This window comes from Streptomyces sp. NPDC006296, from assembly GCF_040613235.1.
Lineage (GTDB): Bacteria > Actinomycetota > Actinomycetes > Streptomycetales > Streptomycetaceae > Streptomyces.
On sequence record NZ_JBEXRT010000026.1, the window covers coordinates 24,312 to 49,269 of the forward strand.

The following is a 24,958-nucleotide window of genomic DNA, read 5'->3' on the forward strand; positions in this document are numbered from 1 at the left end:
CTATCAACCCGAACCTGTGATCGAGTGACGGGCTGCAGGAGCCGGAGCGCATCCGCGCCCGGCCCCTACGACTTCGGCGTAGCCGCCACCGCCGCCTGCGGCCTGATCGGGAGGCGGTTGACCGGGCGGCCCGTCGCGGCGCGGACCGCCGAGGCGACGGCGGCCGGAGAGGTCACCACCGGGACGGCCGAGACCGGTTTGGCTCCGAACGGGGCCACCACGTCGCGTTCCTCGACCAGCGTGACGATGCGGATGTCCGGCGCGTCCAGTGCCGTCGGGAGCGCGTAGCCGGTGAGGTCGGGGTGCCGGATCAGTCCGCGGGCGGTGCGGAGGTTCTCCGTGAGGGCCGCGCCGATGCCCTGGGTGACTCCCGCCTCGATGCGGGTCGCCAGCTGCGACGGGTTGAGGATCCGGCCGACGTCCTGGGCGACGGCCATCTCGACCACCCGGACCGAGCCGAGTTCGATGTCCACGTCGACCACCGCACGGACCGCGCAGAAGGCCAGGCCCACGAACGCGTCGCCCTGCCCGAACTCGTCCAGGGGCTCGGTGGGGTGGGGGCGGCACTGGGCGGTGGCCCAGAGTTCCTTGCCGTCCATCGCCTCCGTGACCGTGGTGGACAGCACCCCGTCGTACGAGGTGATCTTGCCGTCGGCGATCTGGAGGAGCTCGGTGGACATGCCGAACTTGTGGGCCAGCGGCTGGAGGAGCTGGGTACGGACCATCCGGGCGGCGCGTTCGACCGCACCGCCGGAGACCCAGGTGTGGCGCCCGTGCGTGGCCGCGCCCGCGGGGGGCTGGTCGGTGTCCACCGCCGCCACCTGGACCTCTTCGACGCCCAGGACCTCCTGGACGATCTGCCGGGCCAGCGTGGTGAAGCCCTGGCCGGTCTCGACGGCGGCGCAGATGACGGTGGCGACACCGTCGTGGACCCGGACCGTGGCCGTGGAGACCTCGTCGGCGCCCTCGGCGCCGAGCATGTGGACCATGCCCAGGGCGTAGCCGACGCCCCTGCGCACGGCACCGGGCTCGCCGGCGCCCTCCAGGCCGCCGGGCAGCAGCCAGTCGTCCTCGGGGGCGTCCTTGGGCAGGGTGGGCAGCGGGAAGTCGCGCAGCTCGCCGAGGAGCCGGGCGACGGGGGCCGGGCAGGTCACCGTCTGGCTGGTGGGCAGGATGTCGCCCGTGGACAGGGCGTTCCGCAGCCGCAGCTCCACCGGGTCGACGCCCAGCTTCGCGGCCAGCTTGTCCATCTGGCCCTCGTAGGCGGCGCAGACCTGCATCGCGCCCTCACCCCGCACGTGCCCGGACGGCGGGTTGTTGGTGCGGACCGCCCAGCCCTCGATGAAGGCGTGCGGGACGACGTACGGACCGCAGGCGAAGGCCACGGCGGCGGCGAGGGACTCGGACGAGGAGTCGGCGTACGCGCCCGCGTCGAGGAGGATCTGCGCCTCGACCTTGACCAGCCGGCCCTCGGCGTCCGCGTGGTGGCGGTAGCGCAGCAGGGTCGGGTGGCGGTGGGCGTGCCCGAGGAAGGACTCCTCGCGGGTGGCGGCCAGTTTGACGGGGCAGCCGGTGTGCAGGGCGAGCAGGCCCAGCGGGATCTGGAAGCCGGGGTCCTCCCGGTCGCCGGTCGCCCCGGGGACGCCGGTCACGACGACCTTGACCCGCTCGGGGTCCAGGCCGAAGCAGGCGGCGGCCAGATCACGGTCGGTGTGCGGGTCGGTGGACGCCGTGTAGAGCTCGACGCCCCCGTCGGGACGCGGTACGGCGAGGCCGGCCTCGGCGCCGATCGGGGCGGGGTCCTGGCGGCCGATGCGGTACAGGCCCTCGACGATGACCTCGCCCACGGCGTCCGGGTCGCCGTAGCGCAGCGGGATGTGACGGACGAGGTTGCCGTCGGGGTGCAGCGGCTCGGCGGTGAAGGCCTTCTCCGGGTCGGTGACCGGTTCGAGCACCTCGTACTCGACCGCGACGGCCGCGGCGGCCAGCCGGGCGGTGTCGGGGTGGTCCGCGGCGACTGCGGCGATCGCCTCGCCGTGGTGGCGTACGAGGTCGGAGGCGAACACCGGCCGGTCGGCGATCCGCCGGCCGTAGGAGCCGTCGCCGGGGATGTCCTCGTGGGTGACGACCGCGCGGACGCCCGGCATGGCGGCGGCGGCCGTGGTGTCGATGGAGAGGATGCGGGCGTGCGGGTGCGGGGAACGCAGCATCGCCGCCCACAGCAGCCCCTCGGCCCACAGGTCGGCGGCGTAGGGGAAGGTGCCCTCGGTCTTGGCGCGGGCGTCGGCGGGCGGCAGCGAGGCACCCAGTCCGAGCACGGGGACTTCCCGCTCCGGTTCGCCGCCGTCGGGCTGCGGGGTGGTCCGCGTGGTGCTGGTCGCGGTGGCTGCGTCGCTGGTCACGCCGCCTCCTTGTCGTTCGCTCCGCCGGTGTGGCTGTCGGTGGGGGTGACCGGTCCTGCGGGGGACGGCGCGGAGTTCACGGGACGTCTCCCTCGTGCGTCTGGACGCCGCCCTCTCCGGGGGCGGCCTGGTGCGGGATGCGCGGTTCGGCGTCGTCCGGGGCGGTGGCCGCGTCGGCGGCCGCCTCCCGGGCCGCGACGACGTCGCGTACGGCGTCGAGCACACCCCGGTACCCGGAACACCGGCACAGGTTGCCGCACAGCGCCTGGCGGGTCTCCAGCTCGGTGGGGGCGTGGTTGCCCTCCAGGAGGTCGTGGACCGTCATCGCCATGCCGGGGACGCAGAAGCCGCACTGGACGGCTCCGCAGCGGGCCAGGGCCCGTTGCACGTCGGACGGTTCGCCGTCCACCGCGAGGCCCTCGACCGTACGGACCTCGCTGCCCGCCGTGGTGGCGGCGGGCACCAGGCAGGACGCCACCAGGCGGCCGTCGACCTGGACGTTGCAGGCACCGCACTCGCCCTGCGAGCAGCCGTCCTTGGCGCCCGCGAGACCGAGGCGCTCGCGCAGGACGTACAGCAGCGACTCGCCGATCCAGGCGTCGCTGACGGGCCGGTCCGCACCGTTCACGTGGAGGACGTACGAGGCCGAGGGGTGCTCGCTGGGTCCGGCCCCGGGCGGGGCGGGCGCGTCGGCCTCCTCCGCGGGCACGAGCCCGTGCTCGGGGGCGGGTTCCGGCTCGGCGGGCGCCGCCGGGTCGTCGGCCTCGGGCACCTCCGCGGCCTCCGCCAGGGGCACCGCCGGGGCCTCGGGCTCCGCGGACCACGCCGGGTCGTCCGCCGCCGGGTCGCCGGCCTGCGGCTCGTCCGCCGGGGGTTCGTACACCTGCGGCTCGTCCGCGAGCCGGTCGTCCTGCGGCTCGTCCGTCGGCCGGACGTCCTCCGGCGGGGCCTCGGCGGCCTCCTCCGGACCCGCGGGCTGATCGGCGGCCTCCGGGGCCTCGTCCGGCTCCGGGGCGGCCTGGACGGCTTCCTGGGCCTCCGGGACCTCCTGGGCCACCGGGACCTCCTGGGCCTCCGGGACCTCCTGGGCCACCGGGACCTCCTGGGCCACCGGGACCTCGTAGGCCTCCGGGCCGTCAGGGGCCTCCGGGGTGTCGGCGGGCTCCGGCAGCCCGGCCGTGGTGTCCTCGGCGGCGGGGGCGGGGGCGACCGGGTGGTCCTGGGTCGCCCACGGCGCGGGAGCGCCGCCCGGCAGGGTGGCCGGGGGCGCGTCGGCGTACCACGGGGAGGCCATCGCGGAGGCCGCGTACTCGCCGGACTCGTCGGGCAGGTCGCCGTCGGCCACCGGGATCGTCCACTCGCCGGTGTGCCCGGCGGGTTCCGGAGCGGGCTCCGGCTCGGGCAGCGCCTCGGTGTAGTTCCACTGGGCGGTCGTGGACGAGGTCTGCGCGTACTGCGAGGTGTCCGGGTACGGCTGCTGGTACGGGTCCTGCTGCTGGTTCGGGTCGGGCCAGTGCACGGCCCCGGTGTCGGCCGCCCGCTCCTGCTGGCTCTGCGTCTGCACGACCCAGCTGCCCGTCGCCGCGGGGTCGAGACCCGCGGCCGGGGTCAGCGGCAGGATCATCGGCGGCACGTAGTTGTGGCCGGGGGCGGCCAGCGGGTCGTTCCCGAGGCCGGCGAGGTCCTCCGGGTCCAGGTGGACGAAGGCGGTGGCCTCGGCGTCGTACTCGCCGCTGTGCGGGGTCGGCTGCCAGCCGGCGTCGGCGTCGTAGGCACCGCCCTGCGGGACCGGCTGCCAGCCCGCGTCGGTGTCGTACTCACCGCCGTGCCGGGCCTGCTGCCAGTCGGCGTACGGGTCGGGCTGCCCGTGCTGCTGCCCGGGGTTCTCTTCCTTGCTCACGACAGTGCCCTCCCCAGTGCGCGTCGGGCGAGCGCGGCGACCGTGCGCCGCAGGTGCAGGACGGCGGGTGACAGCGGAGGTGCCTCGCCCCCGTCGTCCGGTGGATCGTGGTCCGGGATGCAGGCGGCCGCGACGTACTCGCCGAACGCGGCCAGCGCGTCGGGGGCCAGGCCGCGTTCGCCGTCCCAGTCGATCAGGGAGGCGATCCAGCGTTCCGCCTCCAGCGGGCGCAGGGGCATCGGGGCGATCGCGCCGACCGCGCAGCGCACCCCGCGCCGGGCCGGGTCCAGGACGATCGCGACGGACGCGGTGGCCCGGCCGGGTCCGGTGCGGCCGGTCGCCTTCAGGAAGACCTGCGGGGCGTGCAGCAGCGGTACGCGGACGAAGCCGATCAGCTCGGCGGGTTCGAGCATCTCGCGGCCCGCCAGCAGGTGCGAGACGGGGATCTCCCGACGGGAGCCCCCGGCACCGGCGATGACCAGCTCGGCCTCCAGGGCGGCGAGCACCGGCAGGGCGTCGCCGGTCGGCGCCGCGGTGGCGATGTTGCCGCCGAGCGTCCCGGCGTTGCGGATCTGGGGCGGGCCCGCGGCGCGCGCGGAGGCGGCCAGTGCGGGGATGAGCGCGGCGAAGTCCGGCCGTCCCATGCGCGCGTGGGTGAGACCGGCGCCGAGCAGCGCGTGGCCGTCCTGGTAGTGCCAGCCGCGCAGCTCGCTGATCCGGCCGAGGCCGACCAGCCCCGAGGGCCGCAGCAGGCCCTTGTTGACGGCCGACATGAGGTCGGTGCCGCCGGCCACGGGGACGGCTGCGGGCATGGCGCCGAGAGCCGCCACGGCCTCGTCGAGCGAGGCCGGCAGCGTCACCGACTGCATCGCCTGCGGTGCGTGCGTGGTCAACCCAGCTGCCCCTTCCCGGTATCCCGGCAGTCCCGCCTGTCCGCCGTACGGTACGTGCTCACGGCCGGGACGTGGCAACTCTGGCACATCTTCCGGACGGTCCGACGCGAGGGGCCACGAAGGGCGATTCCGTCCCCGGCCAGGGGAAAAGTCACCTTTGGCAGAGCTTCTGCCCGGCGTACGAATTGCACCTCTTCAGCGATTTCGCACGACTTACTCGGTTCCCCCGGCCGGGGCGCGGGAGCCTGCTCACATGATCGGGGGCGATCCCTCGATCGGGCGACCGAGGATCCCCGGACGGCGTTGCCAGGGCAGCGGCCCCGCGGGCGGCCGGTAGTCGACCCCCAGGGCGTCGAGCCGGGTGTAGTGCGTCTCCATCCTGCGGGCGAACGCGGCGAAGTCCCTCTCGCCGGGGCCCGGGAGGCGCGACCAGGCGACCTCGGCGAAGGCGGCGAGCCGCGGGAAGACCTGGTAGTCGACCCGGCGGCCGTCCTGCATCACCTCGGTCCAGACGTTGGCCTGCGTGCCCATGACGTGTCCGGCCGCCCCTTCGGAGAGTCCGGGCGGAAGGGGCTCGAAGCGGTAGACGTCCTCCAGGGTGCGGACGTAGCCGATGGGCATCGGCTCGTCGGCGCCGGCGTCCTGACGGTAGTCCAGATAGACCTGTTGCAGGGGGCACATCACGACGTCGTGCCCGGCCTCGGCGGCGGCGGCCCCGCCCGCCCAGCCGCGCCACGACGACACCGCTGCGCCCTCGGCGAGGCCGCCCTCCAGGATCTCGTCCCAGCCGATGAGCCGGCGGCCCCGGTCGGTGAGCCAGCGGTCGAAGTGGCGGATGAACCAGGACTGGAGCCCGTCCTCGTCGGTCAGGCCGAGTTCCGCGATGCGGGCCTGCGCGGTGGGCGACCGCTTCCACTGGTCCTTGGGGCACTCGTCGCCGCCGACGTGGACGAACGGCGAGACCTCGGCCGGGAAGAGGTCCAGGATCTCCTCGAGGACGCCCTCGAAGAACCGCAGGGTGGTGTCGGTGGGGGCGAGTACGTTCGGATTGACACCCCAGGTGTCCCACACCGTGAGGGCGGAGGTGTCCACGACATCGGTGTTGCCGAGTTCCGGATAGGCGCTGATGGCCGCCTGCGAGTGGCCCGGGATGTCGATCTCGGGCACGACCCGGATGTGGCGCTCGGCGGCGTACGCGACGATCTCGCGGATGTCGTCCTGCGTGTAGAAGCCGCCGTGCGGCGTCTCGTCCCAGAGTTCGGAGTCGCGGTGGCCGAGCTTGGTGCGTGCGCGCCAGGCTCCGACCTCCGTGAGCCGGGGATGGCGCTTGATCTCGACGCGCCATCCCTGGTCGTCGGTCAGGTGGAAGTGGAAGACGTTGAGTTTGTGCGCGGCCAGCAGGTCGAGCATGCGCAGCACGCCGTCCTTGGGCATGAAGTGCCGCGCCACGTCGAGCATCAGACCGCGCCAGCCGAAGCGCGGGCCGTCCTCGATCTCGGTGGCCGGAAGCGTCCGTCGCACGGTGGCGACGGGTGCGCGGCGGAACGCCTCGGGGCCGAGGAGCTGGCGGAGGGTCTGCGCCCCCCAGAACACCCCGGCGGCGCTCCCGCCGGTGATCCGCACACCCCGGACGGGGGCCACGGAGAGCCGGTAGCCCTCGGGTTCCAGGGCGGGGTCGACGCACAGTTCGACGGTGTCGGCGGGCTCCCCGGCGCCCGCGGGGGCCGGGGCGAACGGCAGGCCGAGCGCGGCCCCGACGGTGGAGCGCAGCCAGCGCGCGGTGCCCTCGGTCCCGGGGCCCGCGGTGATCGTGGTGGCGGCGCCCGGGAGGAATCCTTCGCCCTCCCCGTCGGAGGTCCGCACGGGGGCCGGAATCAGATGGTGCATGTCAGTCCTTGACCGCACCGCCCAGTCCGGAGACCAGACGGCGCTGTACGAGTACGAAGAAGACCAGCACGGGGACGGTCATCACGGTCGATGCGGCCATGATCCCTCCCCAGTCGTTCTCGTCGGGCTTGAAGAAGACCAGCAGCGCCATGGGCAGCGTCGACTGGGAGGTGTCGCTGATGAGGAAGGACTTCGCGAAGAGGAAGTCGTTCCAGGTCGAGATGAACGAGAAGACGCTGGTGGCCACCAGGCCGGGGAAGACCAGCGGGAAGAGGATCTGCCAGAGGAACCGGGCGCGGCTCGCCCCGTCGATGTAGGCGGCCTCCTCCAGGGCCTCCGGGACCGCCTTGACGAATCCGCGCAGCATCCAGATCGCGAACGGCAGCGAGAAGGCGAGGTGCGGGAGGATCAGCGATCCCAGCGTGTTCAGCTGGCCGAAGTCCCGCATCAGGAAGAAGAGCGGGATGGTGAGGGCCTCGACCGGCACCATCTGCGCCACCAGGAACATGATCAGCAGGGTGGTGCGGAACCGGAAGCGGAAGCGGGTGACGGCCGTCGCGGCGAGGAAGGCGACCAGCGCGGAGGCGATGACGACCGTCCCGGCGACGATCAGGCTGTTGAGGAAGTAGCGGCCGAAATCCTGTTGTTCGAAGACCCGCCGGAACGAGTCGAGGGAGGGCGCCAGGGTCCAGGGGCGGGCCTCGGTGGACTGGATCTCACCCGCCGGCTTGAAGGCGGAGAGCACCATCCAGTAGAGCGGGAAGGCGACCGCGGCGGCGATGACGAGGGCCGCCGCCTCCGCGGCGAGCCTCCCGGGCCGGCGGATGCGGAGCAGCGCGCGTGCGCTCACAGTTCCTCCCCCTGGCGCCGCACCAGGCGCAGGTAGACGAGCGTCACGGCCAGCAGGATCACCAGCATCACGACGCCGATCGCCGATCCGAGGCTGTACTGCGAGGACGCGAACGCCTTCTGGTAGGCGTACACGTTGAGCACCAGGTTCTGGCCGGCGATGCCGCCGCCGTTGGTCATGACGTAGATCTGGGTGAAGACCTTGAAGTCCCAGATGACCGACTGGATGGTGACGACGATCAGGATGGGCCGCAGCATCGGCGCCATGACCGACCGCCAGATCCGCCACTGCGAGGCGCCGTCCAGCGAGGCCGCCTCCAGCACCTCGGTGGGGATCGCGCGGATGCCGGCGTACACGGTGACCATCACGAACGGGAACGAGCACCAGAGCACTTCGAGGAGCACCAGGGCGAAGGCGCTGTAGCGCCCGTACGTCCAGGAGAAGTCGCCGAGGCCCAGCACCCGGTTGACCGGGCCGAAGTCCGGGTCGAAGAGGAAGACCCAGACGGTCGACCCGGTGATCGCGGGCATCGCCCAGGCGCCCAGTGCGGCCAGCATGAGGGCGAGCCGGGGCACGGCGCGGATCCGGGTCAGCAGGACGGCCAGGGCGCAGCCGGTGACCAGGGTGGCGAGCACGCAGGCCGCGGCGAAGACGACGGTCGCGAGGAGCACCTGCCAGAACTGGCTGTCGCGGAAGAGCGTGGCGTAGTTGCCGAAGCCCTGGAAGGTGGTCGGTTCGCCGCCGCTGACCTGGGCCTGGGTGTACTCCAGGAAGGAGATCAGGCCCAGTTGGTAGATCGGGTAGACGAGGAGTCCGCCGAGGAGGACGAGGGCGGGGAGCAGGTAGAGCCAGGGCGTCCAGCCGGAGCGCCGTGCCGGTGACGCCGGGCGGCGCCGGGGCGGGCGGGCCGCGACCCGGCCCGCCCCGGCCCGCCCGGAGGCGGCCTTGTGCAGGGTGTCCGCGGTCATCGTCAGCCCGCTTCGGCGAACGCCGCGTCCATCTTCTTCGCCGCGTCGTCCGAGGCGGCGGCCACGTCCTTACGGCCGCTGACGATCTCCTGGAACATGGTCGGCAGGATCAGAGAGGCGTCGATCTGGCCCCAGGCCGGGGAGGCCGGGACGAACTTCGCGCCGGCGCCGAGCGTGGTGACGAACGGGCCGACGAAGGGCTCCTTCTCCGCGGCGGTGTCCCGCACGTCGGTGTAGGTGGGGAGGAAGCCCATCGCGTCGAACATCTCGGCCTGGGTCTTCTTGCCGGTCAGCGACTTCATGAGGTCGACCGCGAGGGTGCGGTGCGCACTGCTCTTCAGCACCCCGATGTTGTTGCCGCCCGCGAAGGCGGGGGCGATCGAGCCGTCCTTCACACCGGGCAGCGGGACGACCGCGTACGAGCCCTTCACGCTGCCGGCCTCGACGGCGGCGTGGCTGAAGTCGCCGCCGATGGCCATGGCCGCCTTGCCCGACGCGAAGGCGGTGACGGTCGCGTTGCCGCCCATGGCGGCGCACTTGGCCGCCGGGCAGTTGTCGTCGCCGAAGAGCGAGGTGTAGGCCTCGATGCCCTTGCGGGCCTTCTCGCTGTTGACGGCGGAGGCGTAGGCCACCCCGGTCTCGTCGGCGAGTTCGCCGCCGTGCGCCCAGATGAAGGGCATGGCGCCGTAGGTGTACGCGCCGCCCACCGCGAGGCCGTAGAGGTCGGGCTTCTCCCGGTGGATCTTCTTGGCGGTGGAGATCAGCTCGTCCTGGGACTTCGGGGGCTCGATGCCGAGTTCGTCGAAGACGTCGGTTCGGTAGTACAGCGCCCGGACGCCCACGAAGAGGGGCGCGCCGTACACCGCTCCGTCCACCGTCACGGACTGCTTGGCAGTCGGGTCGGTGTCCTTGGCCTCGTCCCAGGCCGCGAACTCCTTGCTGATGTCGGCCAGTCCGCCGTCCTTCACGTAGCCGGCGGTGTCGGTGTTGCCGTACTCGATGAGGTCCGGGGCGCTCTTCGGGTCGTTGAAGGCGGCCTTGATGCGCTGGGCCCGGGTGTCGACGGGTATGTACTCGACCTCGACCTCGGCGCCCTCGTGGGACTTCTCGAAGGCGGCGACCGCGGCGTCGACGACCTTCTCCTTGGGCTTGTTGCCGACCTCCTGGAAGAGCCAGACGCGGAGGGTCCCGGTCTTCTTGTCACCCTCGGCGCCGGTGTCGGAGGTCTGCGGCGCGCAGCCGGTGGCGGTGAGGCCGGCCAGCACAAGGGCCGCGACGGGAGCGGCCATTCGAGCAGAAAGCTTCATCCGGAACCCCTACCGGTCAGCGTTGCATTCCATGCAACGTGCATTTCGTTCTGCACAACTGGCAGGAGACTAAGCGCGCCCCCGCACCCCGACAAGTGGTCTCAACCACTCTGTGACCACGCGATGCAGCCCGTGCAACGCGGACCGGTGCCCGGAGACCGGCACCCGGACATGACGACGGCCCCCGGGATGCGCGTCGCCGCGCGTCCCGGGGGCCGGAACCGGAGTCGGGGAGAGGAACGTGGAGGGACGGACGGGAGTCCGGCTACTTCTTGTCGCCGCCCTTGCCGCCCTTGCCCTTGTCCTTGTCGCCGCCGGCGCCCATGGACTCGTAGATCTCCTTGCACATGGGACAGACCGGATACTTCTTCGGGTCACGCCCCGGGACCCAGACCTTGCCGCACAGGGCCACCACGGGAGTGCCCTCCAGGGCGCTCGCCATGATCTTGTCCTTCTGGACGTAATGGGCGTAGCGCTCGTGGTCACCGTCGCCGTTCGACACCTGCGGCGTCGGCTCTACGAGGGTCCCCGTACCTGCCCCGCGCTCGGGCTCAAGAGTGCTCATAACTGCCAAGCGTACTGAAAGCCCCGTGCATCAGTTCAGCGAAGGGTCGTCCGGATACGTCGCGATCATCGCGAGTTCGCTGCGCTGCCGGCGCAGGACCGCCCGCCAGAGGCGCTCCGGGTGCGGGGACGAGACGTCGCCGGGCTCCGACTCGACCACGTACCAGGCACCGTCCGTCAGCTCCGACTCCAGCTGACCCGGCCCCCAGCCCGCGTATCCGGCGAAGATCCGCAGCGCCCCGAGCTCCGCGGCCAGCAGCTCCGGCGGGGCGTCCAGGTCCACCAGGCAGATCGCCCCGTGCACCCGCCGCCAGCCGAGGGGCACCGCTCCCCCGCCGGGACGGAGACCGGAGCTCGCGGAGGCCCCCTCGTCCCCGGGGATCAGCGCGACGCCGAGGGCCGAGTCGAGCGACACCGGGCCGCCCTGGAAGACCACGCCCGGTTCCCCGGTCAGGCTCGCCCAGGGCTCCAGGATGTCCCGGACGCCGACCGGGGTCGGCCGGTTGAGGACCACGCCGAGCGAGCCCTCCTCGTCGTGGTCGAGGAGCAGCACCACCGCGCGGTCGAAATTCGGGTCCGCCAGGGCGGGTGCGGCCACGAGCAGCCGCCCTGTGAGCGAGGACACCTCCGTCATGGCACCGATGATCCCGCATCTTCGCCCTCCGCGGGGCCCAAGTGGCCCGCCCGGTCCCGGCCGCGGCCCGTCCGCAGCTCAGGACGCACGGGGGCGGTGCGGGACACCAGGAACGGGCGTCCACCGGGGCACCGCACGGCCCGGAAGGGCGGTGACCCTGTGCGAGGACCGGCCAGCGGAACGTGTCGGACGGGCGGCGCGACGTCCGTGCACCCCCGGCGCCTTACGGAAGGGGGCTGTCGGCCCATTACCCTTTTGTTGGCCCCCTGCCCGACCACTCCGGAACGCGAGATACATGACCGGCACAGACGATGTCCTGCTTGTCCACGGCGGAACCCCGCTGGAGGGCGAGATCCGCGTCCGAGGCGCCAAGAACCTGGTGCCGAAGGCAATGGTCGCCGCGCTGCTCGGCAGCGGGCCCAGCCGGCTCCGCAACGTACCCGACATCCGCGACGTGCGGGTGGTCCGAGGTCTGCTGCAGCTGCACGGCGTGACCGTCCGCCCCGGTGACGAGCCGGGCGAACTCATCCTCGACCCGTCGCACGTCGAGAGCGCGAACGTCGCCGACATCGACGCCCACGCGGGCTCGTCGCGCATCCCGATCCTCTTCTGCGGCCCCCTGCTGCACCGCCTCGGCCACGCCTTCATCCCGGGCCTGGGCGGCTGCGACATCGGCGGCCGGCCGATCGACTTCCACTTCGAGGTGCTCCGCCAGTTCGGCGCCACCATCGAGAAGCGGGCGGACGGCCAGTACCTGGAGGCGCCGCAGCGGCTCCGCGGCACCAAGATCCGGCTGCCGTACCCCTCGGTCGGCTCCACCGAGCAGGTACTGCTGACCGCGGTCCTCGCCGAGGGCGTCACCGAGCTGTCCAACGCCGCCGTCGAGCCGGAGATCGAGGACCTCATCTGCGTGCTGCAGAAGATGGGCGCGATCATCTCGATGGACACCGACCGGACCATCCGGATCACGGGTGTCGACCGGCTGGACGGTTACACCCACCGGGCGATCCCGGACCGGCTGGAGGCCGCCTCCTGGGCGTCCGCGGCGCTGGCGACCGAGGGCAACATCTACGTGCGGGGCGCCCAGCAGCGCTCGATGATGACCTTCCTGAACACCTTCCGCCGGGTCGGCGGCGCCTTCGAGATCGACGACGAGGGCATCCGCTTCTGGCACCCGGGCGGCGCGCTGAACGCCATCGCGCTGGAGACGGACGTGCACCCCGGCTTCCAGACCGACTGGCAGCAGCCGCTGGTGGTGGCCCTGACGCAGGCCTCCGGGCTGTCGATCGTCCACGAGACGGTCTACGAGTCCCGGCTCGGCTTCACCTCGGCGCTCAACCAGATGGGTGCGCACATCCAGCTCTACCGCGAGTGCCTCGGGGGCTCCGACTGCCGCTTCGGCCAGCGGAACTTCCTGCACTCGGCGGTCGTGTCCGGGCCCACGAAGCTCCAGGGCGCGGATCTGGTCATCCCGGACCTGCGCGGCGGGTTCTCGTACCTGATCGCCGCCCTCGCGGCCCAGGGCACGTCCCGGGTGCACGGCATCGACCTGATCAACCGCGGCTACGAGAACTTCATGGACAAGCTGGAGAAGCTCGGCGCCAAGGTCGAACTCCCCGGCGGCGCACTCGTCTGACGCACCACCCCGGCGCGCTCCGGCGCGCGCACAGTGCTGCCGCACACAGCACTGCGCACCCCCGCACCACGGTCCGCCGCCCCGGCCCCCCTCACGAGGGACCGGGGCGGCGGACTTTCACGTGCCGTACGCGTCCCGGCGGCGGGACGGCCCGGCGGCCGGGACGCCTACGGCACGACGGCCCGGCCCGGCGGCAGGGACCCGGACGGCGGGCGGCCACCCGTGTCGGCGGCGGCGCCGCAGAACGCCCGTACAGCGCCGAACGGGACGGACCGGGCTCCCCCGGGCCGCCGGAGGGGCCGGGGAGCCGCAGCCCGCCCCACAGCCTCCGCACAGGCGCCGCGCCCCGCCCGCGAGCGGGCCGGGACGGCCCGGGGCAGCTCAGGGCAGGTCTCCGGGTCCCCGGGAACGCCGAAGGGCGGCCGTCCGGTCGGGACGGCCGCCCTTCTTGTTGCTGCCCAGGGGGACTTACTTGCCCTTGGCGGCTTCCTTGAGCTTGGAGCCCGCGGAGACCTTCACGCTGTAGCCGGCCGGGATGTTGATCGGGTCGCCGGTCTGCGGGTTACGAGCGGTGCGAGCGGCACGGTGGGTGCGCTCGAAGGTCAGGAAGCCGGGGATGGTGACCTTCTCGTCGCCCTTGGCGACGATCTCGCCGACGGTCTCGGCGAGCGCGGCCAGAACGGCGTCCGCGTCCTTGCGGGTCACCTCGGCACGGTCGGCCAGGGCGGCCACCAGCTCACTGCGGTTCATGTGTGTACTCCCGTGTTCTTCTTGCCTGTGAGGCGTGAGATCGAAGCCGATGCTGCCAGGGCCCTCTGACAGTCCCCGGACCCGGGTCTGATGTCAGACCCTCGCGCCCGAATACGCATCCTGCCCCCACCTGCGGCGCTAACGCCAATCCGGAACCACTCGGCGTCACACGAAACACACCACCGCGTGGCCGTGATGACGTTCCGTCGACTTGTTGGAGCGGTCCGCAGCGGATGCCGGGCCGGTGGGGCTCGCTGCCCGCCCACCCTAAAGGGGCGTTTGGGACGTCGCGACCCGCGACGCGCCGTACGGGGCACCCGGACGTGACCTACGGCACCGTCAGGGGCGGCCCGGGACGGCTCCGCCGTACGCCCGGACGGCGTACCGCAGGGCCGTCCGGACGTCTGTGCGGGCGGTCCGGCCGGCAGGACGGCCGGCCTGCCGGACCGCAGGGGCCCTCAGACGGTGTCGGAGGCCGCCTCGGCGACCCCGGCCGCCTTCGCGGCCTCCCGGACGGCGCCGGCGACGGCACCCGCGACCTTGTCGTTGAAGACCGACGGGATGATGTAGTTCGCGTTCACCTCGTCCTCCGCGACGACGTCGGCGAGGGCGCCCGCCGCGGCGAGCATCATCTCCGTGTTGACGGTGCGGGACTGAGCGTCCAGCAGACCGCGGAAGACACCCGGGAAGACCAGCACGTTGTTGATCTGGTTCGGGAAGTCGGAGCGTCCGGTGGCGACGACCGCGGCCGTCTCGCGGGCGACCGCCGGGTCCACCTCCGGGTCCGGGTTCGCGAGCGCGAACACGATCGCGCCCTCCGCCATGGCCGCGACGTCGGAGCCGTCCAGGACGTTGGGGGCGGAGACCCCGATGAAGACGTCGGAGCCGGCCACGGCCTCCTTGAGGGTGCCGGTGACGCCCTCCGGGTTGGTGTTGTCGGCGATCCAGCGCAGCGGGGAGTCCGGGGTGGCGTCCACCAGGTCCTCGCGGCCCGCGTGCACCACGCCGTGGATGTCGGCGACGACCGCGTGCTTGACGCCGGCCGCGATGAGCAGCTTCAGGATGGCCGTACCGGCCGCCCCGGCACCGGACATGACGACCCGTACGTCACCGATCGCCTTGCCGACGACGCGCAGCGCGTTGGTGAGCGCGGCGAGGACGACGATCGCGGTGCCGTGCTGGTCGTCGTGGAAGACGGGGATGTCCAGGGCCTCGCGCAGCCGTGCCTCGATCTCGAAGCAGCGGGGGGCGGAGATGTCCTCCAGGTTGATCCCGGCGAAGCCCGGGGCGATCGCACGGACGATCGAGACGATCTCGTCGGTGTTCTGCGTGTCCAGGCAGATCGGCCAGGCGTCGATGCCGGCGAACCGCTTGAAGAGGGCCGCCTTGCCCTCCATCACGGGGAGCGAGGCCATCGGGCCGATGTTGCCGAGGCCGAGCACCGCGGAGCCGTCCGTGACCACCGCGACGGAGTTCCGCTTGATGGTCAGGCGGCGGGCGTCCTCGGGGTTCTCGGCGATCGCCATGCACACCCGGGCCACGCCCGGGGTGTAGATCATCGAGAGGTCGTCACGGCTGCGGATGGGGTGCTTGGACGCCATCTCGATCTTGCCGCCGAGGTGCATGAGGAACGTACGGTCGGAGACCTTGCCCAGCACGACGCCGTCGATGTCGCGCAGACCCTCGACGATCTCGTCGGCGTGCGAGGTCGAGGAAGCCGCGATCGTGACGTCGATCCGCAGCTTCTCGTGACCGGAGGCCGTCACGTCGAGGCCGGTGACCGAGCCACCGGAGGACTCCACGGCCGTGGTCAGCTGGGAGACCGCTGTGCCGCTCGCGGGCACCTCCAGCCGGACCGTCATCGAGTACGAGACGCTGGGCGCCGTTGCCATGGCCGAGTCCTTCGCTTTCCTGAGCTTCGTTGCCGCACGTGAACGGGGCTCAGCCCGCACGTGCGTTCCGATCGTCGCACCTACCGACCGGTAGCAGGTAATGACTGCCACCTTTCGGAAATTTGTTTCCACCATACGAGAAGTTGCCGTTCGGCGTCACCCCGGTCCGCCGGGAGCCGGGGCAGCGGCCGGGCGGGGCTGTTCGTGCGGGGTTCGCCTCCTTCCCCCAGGGCGGGCGCCCCCCCCCATACACGAACAGACCCGCGCCACCATCAGGTGACGCGGGTCTGTCTTCTGCGAGTCAATGACACCGGCCCGCCATGCTCGCCTCGCGGCAAGTGGTCGCTCGTGGCGACGAAGGTTGGGCCCGGGGGCTTGGATCGAGCCGGTGCCGTTATCAGGCTAACAAACACCTCGGAGAAGTGACTCCCGTGCGACGGGTTGACTCGCAGAAAGGCTTCCCCTCCCGGCTCCGGCCGGCTCCGCTCAGTCCCTCAGCAGGTCGGGAACCCCGTCGCCGTCCGGCATGTCGCGCTCCCCCGAGACCACGGTGAGCTGCTGCGTCGCCCGGGTGAGGGCCACGTACAGGACCCGCAGGCCGGCCGGGGACTCGTCGGCGATCTCCGCGGGCGAGACCACCACCGTGGCGTCGTACTCCAGGCCCTTCGCCTCCAGGCTCCCCAGCGCCACGACGCGCGCGCCGAGCTCCTCCAGCCAGCCCCGGGCCTCGGCACGGCGGTTCATCGCCACGACCACCCCGACGGTGCCGTCCACCCGGGCGAGGAGCCTGCGGGCCTCCTCCCGCACGGTCGCGGCGAGGTCGCCGTCCCGCACCGTCTCGAAGCGCGGCTCGACCCCCGTGGAGCGGACCGCGGCCGGGGACTCCATCCCCGGCATGGCCAGCGCCAGCACCTTGGCCGCGAGCGCGGCGATCTCCGCCGGGTTGCGATAGTTCACGGTGAGGGTGAAGTGGCGCCGCGGCCGGTTGCCGAGCGCCTCGTCGCGGGCGGCGGACGCCTCGTCGGGGTCGGACCAGGAGGACTGGGCCGCGTCCCCGACGATCGTCCAGGTCGCGTGCCGGCCGCGGCGGCCGACCATCCGCCACTGCATGGGCGTGAGGTCCTGCGCCTCGTCGACGATGACGTGGGCGTACTCGGTGCGCTCGGCGGCCAGCCGCTCGGCCCGCTCGCGCTGGGTCTCCTCGCGCTGCGGCATCAGCTCCTCCAGCCCGGTGAGCTGGTCCAGCGGATCGGCCTCCCGCTTCCGCTTCGGGCGGGCCGGGGTGCCCAGCAGCGTCTGGAGCTCGTCCAGGAGCGCCACGTCGTGGACGGACAGCGCGCCGCTGCCGTCCTCGCCCAGCCGTCTCAGCGAACGGGCCAGCCGGCGCACCTCACCCTGGTTGAGGATCCGGCGCGCCCACCGGTTCAGGCGCCGCTCGTCGGACATCGCCGCCAGGACCTGACGGGGGGTGAGCTCCGGCCACCAGGCGTTCAGGAAGGTGAGGAAGGGGGTCTCGGTGGACACGTCCTCGTCGAACGAGGAGCGCAGTTCGGCGGCCAGTTCGGGGTCGGTGTAGCGGCCCCGGCCCGACGACTTGTTCCACAGGGCGTCCAGGAGCAGCTTGCGGGCGCGCGGGCGCAGCAGGTTGACCGGTGCCGTGCCGCCGAGGACGTTGTGCCGGATGCGCCGGAGCTCCTCCGCCTCCAGCTCGATGCGGGCGCCGAAGGCCACCACCCTCAGCCGGGTCGGGGTGCCGGCCTCGGCCGGGGCCTCGCCGAACTCCAGCTGTCCGTCCTGGGGGGCGGGCCGGGGCGCGGGCTGCTCCAGCGCCCCGCGGGCCGCCTTGCGCAGCACGTGGAGCATCCGGGACGCGCCCTTGATCCGGGCGACGGCGGGCTCGTCGTAGGTGGTCGCCCCCTCGGCGCCCGCGGCGTCGTCGGACAGCGATCCGACGGCGCGGATCGCGACCTGGCCCTCCTCGCCGAGCGAGGGCAGCACGCCCTCGGTGTACGCGACGAGCAGAGGGGTCGGCGAGACGACAAGGATGCCGCCCGAGTACCGCCGGCGGTCCTGGTAGAGGAGGTAGGCGGCCCGGTGCAAGGCCACCGCCGTCTTGCCCGTACCGGGGCCTCCGGACACCTCGGTGACGGAGGCGGCGGGGGCGCGGATGACCATGTCCTGCTCGGCCTGGATCGACGCGACGATGTCGCGCATCGTGTGGCTGCGGGCCTGGCCCAGCGCGGCCATCAGGGCGCCGTCGCCGACCACGGGGAGCGTCTCGCCCCCCAGGGTGGCGGTCAGCTCCGGGCGCATCAGGTCGTCCTCGACCCCGAGGACCCTGCGGCCCTTGGAGCGGATGACCCGGCGGCGCACGACCCTGCCCGGCTCCCTCGGCGTCGAGCGGTAGAAGGGGGCCGCCGCCGGCGCCCGCCAGTCGATCACCAGGGGCGCGTAGTCGGAGTCCAGCACTCCGATGCGGCCGATGTGCAGGGTCTCCGCGATCGAGGCGGTGCCGTCCTCGGCCACGGCGTCGTCGGCGGCCTCGACGGAGGTGAAGGCACCGTCCGGTCCGCGCTCGCCGTCCTTGCCGCGGAGCAGGTCGATCCGTCCGAAGAGGAAGTCCTCGAACTCGTTGTTCAGCCGGTTGAGGTGGACCCCGGCGCGGAAGACCTGGGCGTCCCGCTCGGCGAGTGCCCCGGGGGTGCCCACCTGGCCACGTTTACTGGCGTCCTCCATGAGAAATTCCGCCTCGTCGATCTTCTCTTCGAGACGGCGGTAGACCCGGTCCAGATGTTCTTGTTCGACACCGGTCTCCCGGTCCCGCAACGAATCGACAGCGGCATCCTGCGCGGCCACCGAGGCCCCCTTCTGACGTGCATCGGGCAGCCGACAACCGTACGCGAAAGGGGGCCCCGCGCGCACCTGCCGCTCCGGTCACGTTTCGGGTGGTGAAGCCTCCGCCCGGGTCATGCCGGCGTCTGCGCACGGCGGCGGTGCCGGGCCACCCGCTCCCTGTTGCCGCAGATCTCGCTGGAGCACCAGCGGCGCCGCATCCCCCGCGAGGTGTCCAGATAGAGCCGCCGGCAGGCATCGCCCTGGCAGCGGCGCAGGGACGCCCGCGCCACCGGGTCCGTCAGCAGGTCCACGGCGTCCCGTGCCACCGCGGCGAGCAGCGCCCCGCACACCGGGTCGGCGCCCAGGACCCGTACGAGCGCTCCGCCCCGTCCCCGCACGGCCCGCAGGACCGGCGGGGCGACCGCGGCCAGCGCGTTGACCCGCTCCAGGGCGTCTTCGGCGCTCCCGCCGGACAGCTGAGCCGTCATCAGCCGGTCGACGCACGTCCGCAGGTGCAGGAAGCGGTCCAGCCAGGTCTCGTCGACGGCCTCCAGGGGCGTGCCGCGCGGGACCAGGCGCGAGGACACCAGCCACTCGGCGAGGCGTGCGGGACGGTCGAGCCGCTCCCGGGCGCCGGAGGTCTCGGCCCCGGTCGCCACCAGGTCCAGGCAGACCCGGCCCGAGTCGAACCGCCGGCCGTACGCACCGGTGCCCTCCGCCATGAGCCTGTCACCGCCTCGGGGTTCACCTGTGGGGTCGCCCCCAGAGTGCCCGCATCCGGCCCCGCCCGGTACCCCTCCCGCCGGGCCGTGTCGTGCGCGGAGTGGAGGCCAGGGGTCGAGAGAACGTCATCGGGCCGGTCGCGGGACGACTCGGTGGCCGCCTGGCATCACAGAGCGCTGTCAGCGGTGGATGGCAGCATCAGGTGCATGGCGCGTACGACACCTTTCGACTGGCGGCCGTTCCTGGACAGATGGAGCGGGGAGTGGTCGGATTCCCGGCCCGATGACGAGACTCTGAACGAGAAGGACGAAGCTGCCCGACGTGGCCGTTGGCTGGGGTTTCCGCCTGCGTCCGAGGAGCGCATCGCAGCCATGGAGGAACGCCTCGGCCGACGGATGCCCCCGTCGTACCGGGAATTCCTCAAGGTCAGCGACGGATGGCAGCACGCCGGTGAGTTCATCTGGCTGCTGGCGGGGACCAAGGACACGCGCTGGCACAACAACGAGTCCGGACTCGCGGACATGTTCGGGGAGTACCTGGACGACGACGCCGGGCCCGCCGAGCGGCGGGCTGCGGACGTCTGGCGGCACGGGCTCCAGCTCGACGTCGAGTCCGACGTCACGTACGTCGTTCTGGATCCCGATGACGTGGACGAGGAGGGCGAGTGGGCCGTGTACACGTGGGCGAGCTGGCTGGCCGAGCCCCCCGAGCGCCACGCGAACTTCGTCGAGTTCATGCGGGACAGGTACCGGGAGTTCCACGCGCTTCATGCCCGCACGGCCGACGGGGCGCCGGAGTTCACCAACGACACCACACGAGAGCTGGACGCCCTGGTGGGCCGGGCCCGGCTGGAGGCATTGCGTGGCGATTGGGAACGGGCCGCACAGACACTGGACGAGGCGAAGGAGTACGGCAGACCGTGCGCCGCCGGGCTGGGTGACCAGATTCGCCGCCTTCTCGGACAGACCTACATGGTGTATTTCCAGGACCTGGTGACCGATCCGCAGTACGCGGCCGAACTGCTGCCGGCCCTGGCCGCCGAGCACGCGCGCAGGGACGACTCGACGCTGAAGTTCCACCTCAGGGGAGCCGGTGAGGACGTGGTGTCGCTGGCCTACGAGATGCTGGAGCAAGCGCGCAAAGGCACCTACCGGTACACGGCGGCCGGACCGTTCGGGCAAGCGGTCGCCCAGGCGCGGGAGCTGGCTCGATGGGGCGACACCGACGGGGCATGGCGCAGGCTGATCGACGCTCTGCCGGTGTGGCAGCCGTTGGGCCCCGACCACCTGGCGCCGCTGGGGTGGGTGGCAGACCCCCTTCTCGGCCCCTTGCTGACCCCGGAACGGGGCCGCGAGCTGCTGTCCACCCCCCGGGGCGGGCAGACGGGTGAGGGACCGAGCCCGACGGCCGGCCTCGACCCGGACGGCCTGGCGTGGCTCGCGCGTCCGGAGGCCCACCACCTCACGTCGTACCGGTTCGTCCTGGTCGAAGGCGTGGAGCCGGAGAACCTGCCAGGACGTCTCGCGGACGGGAACGAGGCAGCGCTGAGTGATCATTTGACCTGCGACGAAGTCCGCAGGCGATCGCTCCGCGGACGGAAGGAGTTCTCGCCCGACGACGACAGAGCCCTCATGGTGGTCGGCCAGGCCGGCACCCGTTGGAGCTTCGCTTTCGACGGCGACCCGGCGCAAGTGGCCCCGAAGCGGTTCGTCTCCCCAGCCGCAGCCGCCAGCGAAGGCACCCGCGCGGTGGTCGTGTGGAGCGGTTTGAGGTCCTGGCACGGGGATCCGTTCTTCCATCTTTCCGTAGCGCAGGACTGTGCCGAGCAGTACGCCTTCACGTATTCGGGCGGAGTGATACACCGAACGGGAGAAGTCCCACAGGCACTGGACCCGGAGCGGTTCTTCGGATCCCGGGGGGAGGGCGACGATGCGGAACGGTCGCTCCTGGAGGCCATCACCGGTGAGTTCGGCGTCCGACTGCCACGCCACGCGATCACCTGCGGACGGCTGCACACGTTCGCCACCCGCTCATGGACTCGGCCGCCGCGAACCGGGGAGACGCACATCAGGCTCTCCATCAGCTGATGTGCCGCGCGTTGGCGGATGCGTCGTGCACCTCCGTCTTACGCGGTCACAGTCCCGTACAGGAGGGAGCGGCCGACGCCGAGGTGCACGCCGGTGGCGGTGGCGGACTCCTTCACGCCGTGGCGGTGCAGGGCGATGGCCGGCATGTCGCCGTCGGCGGGTGGTTGCCGTTCGCCGGTGCCGACCACGACGCGCCCACCGTCGTCACCGCCCTCGCGTGGACGGACTGCCCCGCCGTGTCCTGTCCGCGCCCCTCCCGCCGGAGCCGAGGCGTGCCGCTGCGCTCCGGGCGGGGTTCGTGCCCGCCGGGCCGTCGCGGCGGCCGCCGGCCTGCCACCGGTACGGCAGGCGCCCGCCGTTCAGCCCTCCGGCGGGCCGTCGTGCAGGATGCGCTGGAACATCCGGTGGTCCTGCCACGCGCCGTCGATGTGGAGGTAGCGCGGCGCCGTGCCGTACGGCTCGAACCCGCACTTGGCCAGGACCCGCTGCGAGGCCAGGTTGTCCAGGACCGTCCCGGCCTCGATCCGGTGCAGTCCGAGCCCGTCCCGGGCCAGTGCGCACACCCGGGTGACGGCGGCCGTGGCCAGGCCGCGGCCCGCCCGGTCGACGTCGATCCAGTAGCCGAGCCGGGCGTTGCGGAACGGCCCGCGCTCGATGGAGGCCAGTGTCAGGGCCCCCACGATCCGGTCCTGCTCGTCGGCCAGCGCCCAGGGCATCGCGCGCCCCGCGTCCCGGTCGGCCAGCAGCCCGGCGAGCCGGCCGGCCTGGCCGTCGGCGGTGTAGAAGGCGTCGGGGCGGACAGGCTCCCAGCGCCGCATGTACGCACGGCTGCGGGTCAGGGTCTCGGCGAAGGACTCCGCGTCGCCGGGGGTCACCGGCCTGAGCCTGACCCCGTCCGTCAGGGGGTGGATGTCGTCGGTCATCCCCGCACGCTAAGGGGTGTCCCCCGGCCCCCGCGCGCCGCACCCCGGCCGGCCGGGAGCCGCGGTCTCAGGAACCGTCGTACTTGGTGTCCGCGGAGGGGTCCAGCGCGAGCCGGTACCCCCGTTTGACGACCGTCTGGATCAGCCGCGGCGCCCCGAGTGCGGTGCGCAGCCGGGTCATCGCCGTCTCCACCGCGTGCTCGTCGGTGCCGCTGCCGGGCAGGGCCCGCAGCAGGTCGGCCCGGGAGACGACCCAGCCGGGCCTGCGGGCCAGCGTGTGCAGCAGGGCCATGCCGGCCGGGGGCACCGGGTGCAGGGCCCCGTCGACCAGCACGGCGTGGCCGCGGATCTCGACCCGGTGGCCGGCGACGGGGAGCGCGCGGGCCCGGGCGGGCAGCCGGGTGCAGAGCACCTGGACGAGGGGGCCGAGCCGGAAGCGTTCCGGCTGGACGGTGTCGATGCCCTTGGCCTGCAGGGGCAGGGCGGTCACCGGTCCCACGCACGCCGTCACGACGTCGTGGTTCAGGGCGTCCAGCAGCTCCGGGAGGGTCCCGCGGCCCTCCGCACGCTTCAGGAAGGAGGCGGCGGCGGGGGCGCTGGTGAAGGTGAGGGCGTCCAGGCCGCGGGCGACGGTGGCGTCGAGCAGCCGGTCGAGCGGGGCGATGTCCTCCGGCGGCATCCACCGGTAGACGGGCACGCCGACGACCTCGGCGCCCGCCGCCCTGAGCGACTCGACGAAGCCGGGCAGCGGTTCGCCGTGCAGCTGGAGCGCGATCCGGCGGCCCGGGACGCCCTCCTGCAACAGCCGGTCCAGGACCTCGGCCATGGACTCGGACTGCGGCGACCACGCCTCGGTCAGACCGGCCGCCCGGATGGCGCCCTTGACCTTGGGGCCGCGGGCCAGCAGCTCCGTACCGCGCAGCAGGTCGAGCAGCCTTTCGCCGATGCCCCAGCCCTCGGCGGCCTCCACCCAGCCCCGGAAGCCGATGGCGGTGGTGGCGATCACCACGTCCGGCGGATCGGCGACGAGTTCCTCGGTGGCGGCCAGGAGTTCGCGGTCGTCGGCGAGCGGGACGATCCGCAGGGCGGGCGCGTGGAGCACCGCGGCGCCCCTGCGGGTGAGGAGCGTCCCGAGCTCCTCCGCGCGACGGGCTGCGGTCACCCCGACCGTGAAGCCCGCCAGAGGCCCGTGCTGTGCGTCGTCGTCGTGCATGGAATGATACCCGGCTCTCGTCCCGCTGGTGCCCGCTGGTCTCGTCCCGCTGGTGCCCGCTGGTGCGGAGGACCGAGCCTGTCAATTCCGCGTGACGGTCTCGGTCCTCCTGTATTTCCCGCCCGTTACGTCCTGCGGCGGACGGCGGCGGTCTCACACCTCGGCGTAGCTGAGCCGGGGCTTGGTGGCGACCGCCGCGGGACGCCGAAGGTATACCGCCCAGGTGAGGGCGAAGCAGACGGCGTAGAAGCCGAGGAAGCACCAGAAGGCGGCCGTTCCGGTGCCCGAGGCGGCGAAGGACTGGCGGAACGCGAGGTTGATCGCGAGGCCGCCCAGCGCACCGACGGCGCCGATGATGCCCATGGCCGCGCCGGACAGCCGCCGCCCGTGGGCCGCGGCCTCCTCGCCGCGCAGCCCCTCGGCGACCCCCTGTGCGTGGAAGATGCCCGGGATCATCTTGAACGTGGAGCCGTTGCCCAGCCCCGTCAGCACGAACAGCGCGATGAAGCCGACGAGGAACACCGCGAGCGACTCGGCGCCCGAGGCGTACACGACGACTCCGGTCGCCGCCGCCATGGCCGCGAAGGTCCACAGGGTGATCCGGGCGCCGCCGTAGCGGTCGGCGAGCCAGCCGCCCGCCGGACGGATCAGGGAGCCGAGCAGGGGGCCGATGAACGTGAGCGAGGCGGCCTGCAGCGGGGTACGGCCGAACTGGGTCTGCAGCACGAGTCCGAAGGCGAAGCCGTAGCCGATGAACGAGCCGAAGGTGCCGATGTAGAGCGCCGACATGATCCAGGTGTGGGGTGCGCGCAGCACCTGGAGCGCGGCCCCGGTGTCGTTCCGCACGGGCCGGAGGTTGTCCATCCTGAGTGCCGCGCAGAGTGCGGCGACGACGATCAGCGGTATGTACACGCCGAGCACGATCCGCGGGTGCGCGGCACCGGCCGTGCCGATGACCAGCAGGCCGACGAGCTGGACGACCGGGACGCCGACGTTGCCGCCGCCCGCGTTGAGCCCGAGCGCCCAGCCCTTCCGGCGCAGCGGGAAGAAGGCGTTGATGTTCGTCATCGAGGAGGCGAAGTTGCCTCCTCCCAGGCCGGTGAGCGCGGAGACGACGAGGAAGGTGGTGTACGAGGTGCCGGGCTCCATCACCCAGTAGGCGGCACCGGTCGGCACCAGGAGCGCCAGCGCGCTGAAGACGGTCCAGTTGCGCCCGCCGAACAGGGCGACGGCGAAGGTGTAGGGCACCCGGACGAGGGCGCCGACCAGGGTGGCGGTGGAGATCAGGAAGAACTTCCCCGCCGGGTCGACGCCGTACTCCGGCCCCATGAACAGGACCATGACGGACCACAGGGACCACACGGAGAACCCGATGTGCTCCGAGAACACGGAGAGCCACAGGTTCCTGCGGGCGGTCCGCTCCCCCGTCTCCCGCCAGAAGGCCTCGTCCTCCGGCTCCCACCGCTCGATCCAACGACCGGCCATCTCGCGCCT

General features: G+C 72.7%; 19 protein-coding genes. 2 read left to right on the forward strand and 17 right to left on the reverse strand.

The window, feature by feature from the left end; genetic code table 11:
• Positions 1 to 65 precede the first annotated feature (65 nt).
• The 9 genes from ABZ172_RS19250 to ABZ172_RS19290 form a co-directional block, all read right to left on the reverse strand.
• Complete coding sequence (locus ABZ172_RS19250; RefSeq protein ID WP_356884925.1) at positions 66 to 2,402, reverse strand: xanthine dehydrogenase family protein molybdopterin-binding subunit; 2,337 nt, start codon at positions 2,400 to 2,402, stop codon at positions 66 to 68.
• Positions 2,403 to 2,478: 76 nt separating this feature from the next.
• Entirely contained in the window at positions 2,479 to 4,302 is a 1,824-nt protein-coding gene (locus ABZ172_RS19255) for a 2Fe-2S iron-sulfur cluster-binding protein (protein ID WP_356884926.1), read from the reverse strand.
• Entirely contained in the window at positions 4,299 to 5,195 is an 897-nt protein-coding gene (locus tag ABZ172_RS19260; RefSeq protein ID WP_356884927.1) for an FAD binding domain-containing protein, read from the reverse strand. Before ABZ172_RS19260 ends, ABZ172_RS19255 begins: the two co-directional genes overlap by 4 nt.
• Positions 5,196 to 5,444: 249 nt before the next feature.
• Positions 5,445 to 7,082, reverse strand: coding sequence for a beta-N-acetylhexosaminidase (locus ABZ172_RS19265; RefSeq protein ID WP_356884928.1), 1,638 nt, complete (start codon positions 7,080 to 7,082; stop codon positions 5,445 to 5,447).
• A gap of 1 nt (position 7,083) precedes the next feature.
• The gene (locus tag ABZ172_RS19270) at positions 7,084 to 7,932 is read right to left on the reverse strand and encodes a carbohydrate ABC transporter permease (RefSeq protein WP_356884929.1); all 849 of its coding nucleotides are present in this window, start codon (positions 7,930 to 7,932) and stop codon (positions 7,084 to 7,086) included.
• The gene (locus ABZ172_RS19275; protein WP_356884930.1) at positions 7,929 to 8,900 is read right to left on the reverse strand and encodes a sugar ABC transporter permease; all 972 of its coding nucleotides are present in this window, start codon (positions 8,898 to 8,900) and stop codon (positions 7,929 to 7,931) included. Before ABZ172_RS19275 ends, ABZ172_RS19270 begins: the two co-directional genes overlap by 4 nt.
• Positions 8,901 to 8,902: 2 nt before the next feature.
• Complete coding sequence (locus ABZ172_RS19280) at positions 8,903 to 10,207, reverse strand: extracellular solute-binding protein (RefSeq protein ID WP_356884931.1); 1,305 nt, start codon at positions 10,205 to 10,207, stop codon at positions 8,903 to 8,905.
• Between the two features lie 265 nt (positions 10,208 to 10,472).
• The gene (locus ABZ172_RS19285; protein WP_356884932.1) at positions 10,473 to 10,772 is read right to left on the reverse strand and encodes a DUF3039 domain-containing protein; all 300 of its coding nucleotides are present in this window, start codon (positions 10,770 to 10,772) and stop codon (positions 10,473 to 10,475) included.
• Between the two features lie 30 nt (positions 10,773 to 10,802).
• On the reverse strand, positions 10,803 to 11,405 hold the full coding sequence (locus ABZ172_RS19290) for a YqgE/AlgH family protein (protein WP_356884933.1): 603 nt from the start codon (positions 11,403 to 11,405) through the stop codon (positions 10,803 to 10,805).
• A 295-nt stretch (positions 11,406 to 11,700) separates the two neighbouring features.
• Here ABZ172_RS19290 and murA point away from each other — a divergent pair, with 295 nt between their 5' ends.
• Positions 11,701 to 13,041, forward strand: a complete 1,341-nt coding sequence (murA, locus tag ABZ172_RS19295) for a UDP-N-acetylglucosamine 1-carboxyvinyltransferase (protein ID WP_356884934.1) — start codon at positions 11,701 to 11,703, stop codon at positions 13,039 to 13,041.
• A gap of 468 nt (positions 13,042 to 13,509) precedes the next feature.
• Here murA and ABZ172_RS19300 read toward each other — a convergent pair whose 3' ends face one another.
• The 4 genes from ABZ172_RS19300 to ABZ172_RS19315 all read right to left on the reverse strand — a co-directional run bounded on the left by ABZ172_RS19300 (position 13,510) and on the right by ABZ172_RS19315 (position 19,240).
• On the reverse strand, positions 13,510 to 13,791 hold the full coding sequence (locus ABZ172_RS19300; RefSeq protein WP_003968811.1) for an HU family DNA-binding protein: 282 nt from the start codon (positions 13,789 to 13,791) through the stop codon (positions 13,510 to 13,512).
• 458 nt (positions 13,792 to 14,249) lie between these two features.
• On the reverse strand, positions 14,250 to 15,683 hold the full coding sequence (locus ABZ172_RS19305; RefSeq protein ID WP_356884935.1) for an NAD-dependent malic enzyme: 1,434 nt from the start codon (positions 15,681 to 15,683) through the stop codon (positions 14,250 to 14,252).
• Between the two features lie 486 nt (positions 15,684 to 16,169).
• Positions 16,170 to 18,539, reverse strand: coding sequence for a UvrD-helicase domain-containing protein (locus ABZ172_RS19310; protein WP_356884936.1), 2,370 nt, complete (start codon positions 18,537 to 18,539; stop codon positions 16,170 to 16,172).
• Between the two features lie 110 nt (positions 18,540 to 18,649).
• Entirely contained in the window at positions 18,650 to 19,240 is a 591-nt protein-coding gene (locus ABZ172_RS19315; RefSeq protein ID WP_356884937.1) for a CGNR zinc finger domain-containing protein, read from the reverse strand.
• A gap of 207 nt (positions 19,241 to 19,447) precedes the next feature.
• Here ABZ172_RS19315 and ABZ172_RS19320 point away from each other — a divergent pair, with 207 nt between their 5' ends.
• Positions 19,448 to 21,328: an SMI1/KNR4 family protein gene (locus tag ABZ172_RS19320; protein WP_356884938.1), complete on the forward strand. Its 1,881-nt coding sequence runs from the start codon at positions 19,448 to 19,450 to the stop codon at positions 21,326 to 21,328.
• A gap of 38 nt (positions 21,329 to 21,366) precedes the next feature.
• On the opposite strand, the gene ABZ172_RS19325 is transcribed toward ABZ172_RS19320, so the two are convergent.
• The 4 genes from ABZ172_RS19325 to ABZ172_RS19340 all read right to left on the reverse strand — a co-directional run bounded on the left by ABZ172_RS19325 (position 21,367) and on the right by ABZ172_RS19340 (position 24,949).
• Positions 21,367 to 21,516, reverse strand: coding sequence for a hypothetical protein (locus ABZ172_RS19325; RefSeq protein ID WP_356884939.1), 150 nt, complete (start codon positions 21,514 to 21,516; stop codon positions 21,367 to 21,369).
• Positions 21,517 to 21,687: 171 nt separating this feature from the next.
• Entirely contained in the window at positions 21,688 to 22,251 is a 564-nt protein-coding gene (locus tag ABZ172_RS19330; RefSeq protein ID WP_356884940.1) for a GNAT family protein, read from the reverse strand.
• A gap of 67 nt (positions 22,252 to 22,318) precedes the next feature.
• Positions 22,319 to 23,464 (reverse strand): uroporphyrinogen-III synthase, encoded by a 1,146-nt coding sequence (locus ABZ172_RS19335; RefSeq protein WP_356884941.1) that lies wholly within the window; start codon positions 23,462 to 23,464, stop codon positions 22,319 to 22,321.
• Positions 23,465 to 23,617: 153 nt separating this feature from the next.
• Complete coding sequence (locus ABZ172_RS19340; protein ID WP_356884942.1) at positions 23,618 to 24,949, reverse strand: nitrate/nitrite transporter; 1,332 nt, start codon at positions 24,947 to 24,949, stop codon at positions 23,618 to 23,620.
• Positions 24,950 to 24,958: the final 9 nt, after the last annotated feature.

What these genes read in the sequence shown, in the direction of transcription:
- ABZ172_RS19265 (WP_356884928.1), bottom strand. Translation starts at nt 7,082, where the DNA reads ATGCACCATCTGATTCCGGCCCCCGTGCGGACCTCCGACGGGGAGGGC.
- ABZ172_RS19275 (WP_356884930.1), bottom strand. Translation starts at nt 8,900, where the DNA reads ATGACCGCGGACACCCTGCACAAGGCCGCCTCCGGGCGGGCCGGGGCG.
- ABZ172_RS19280 (WP_356884931.1), bottom strand. Translation starts at nt 10,207, where the DNA reads ATGAAGCTTTCTGCTCGAATGGCCGCTCCCGTCGCGGCCCTTGTGCTG.
- ABZ172_RS19285 (WP_356884932.1), bottom strand. Translation starts at nt 10,772, where the DNA reads ATGAGCACTCTTGAGCCCGAGCGCGGGGCAGGTACGGGGACCCTCGTA.
- ABZ172_RS19290 (WP_356884933.1), bottom strand. Translation starts at nt 11,405, where the DNA reads ATGACGGAGGTGTCCTCGCTCACAGGGCGGCTGCTCGTGGCCGCACCC.
- murA (WP_356884934.1), top strand. Translation starts at nt 11,701, where the DNA reads ATGACCGGCACAGACGATGTCCTGCTTGTCCACGGCGGAACCCCGCTG.
- ABZ172_RS19300 (WP_003968811.1), bottom strand. Translation starts at nt 13,791, where the DNA reads ATGAACCGCAGTGAGCTGGTGGCCGCCCTGGCCGACCGTGCCGAGGTG.
- ABZ172_RS19305 (WP_356884935.1), bottom strand. Translation starts at nt 15,683, where the DNA reads ATGGCAACGGCGCCCAGCGTCTCGTACTCGATGACGGTCCGGCTGGAG.
- ABZ172_RS19315 (WP_356884937.1), bottom strand. Translation starts at nt 19,240, where the DNA reads ATGGCGGAGGGCACCGGTGCGTACGGCCGGCGGTTCGACTCGGGCCGG.
- ABZ172_RS19320 (WP_356884938.1), top strand. Translation starts at nt 19,448, where the DNA reads ATGGCGCGTACGACACCTTTCGACTGGCGGCCGTTCCTGGACAGATGG.
- ABZ172_RS19330 (WP_356884940.1), bottom strand. Translation starts at nt 22,251, where the DNA reads ATGACCGACGACATCCACCCCCTGACGGACGGGGTCAGGCTCAGGCCG.
- ABZ172_RS19335 (WP_356884941.1), bottom strand. Translation starts at nt 23,464, where the DNA reads ATGCACGACGACGACGCACAGCACGGGCCTCTGGCGGGCTTCACGGTC.
- ABZ172_RS19340 (WP_356884942.1), bottom strand. Translation starts at nt 24,949, where the DNA reads ATGGCCGGTCGTTGGATCGAGCGGTGGGAGCCGGAGGACGAGGCCTTC.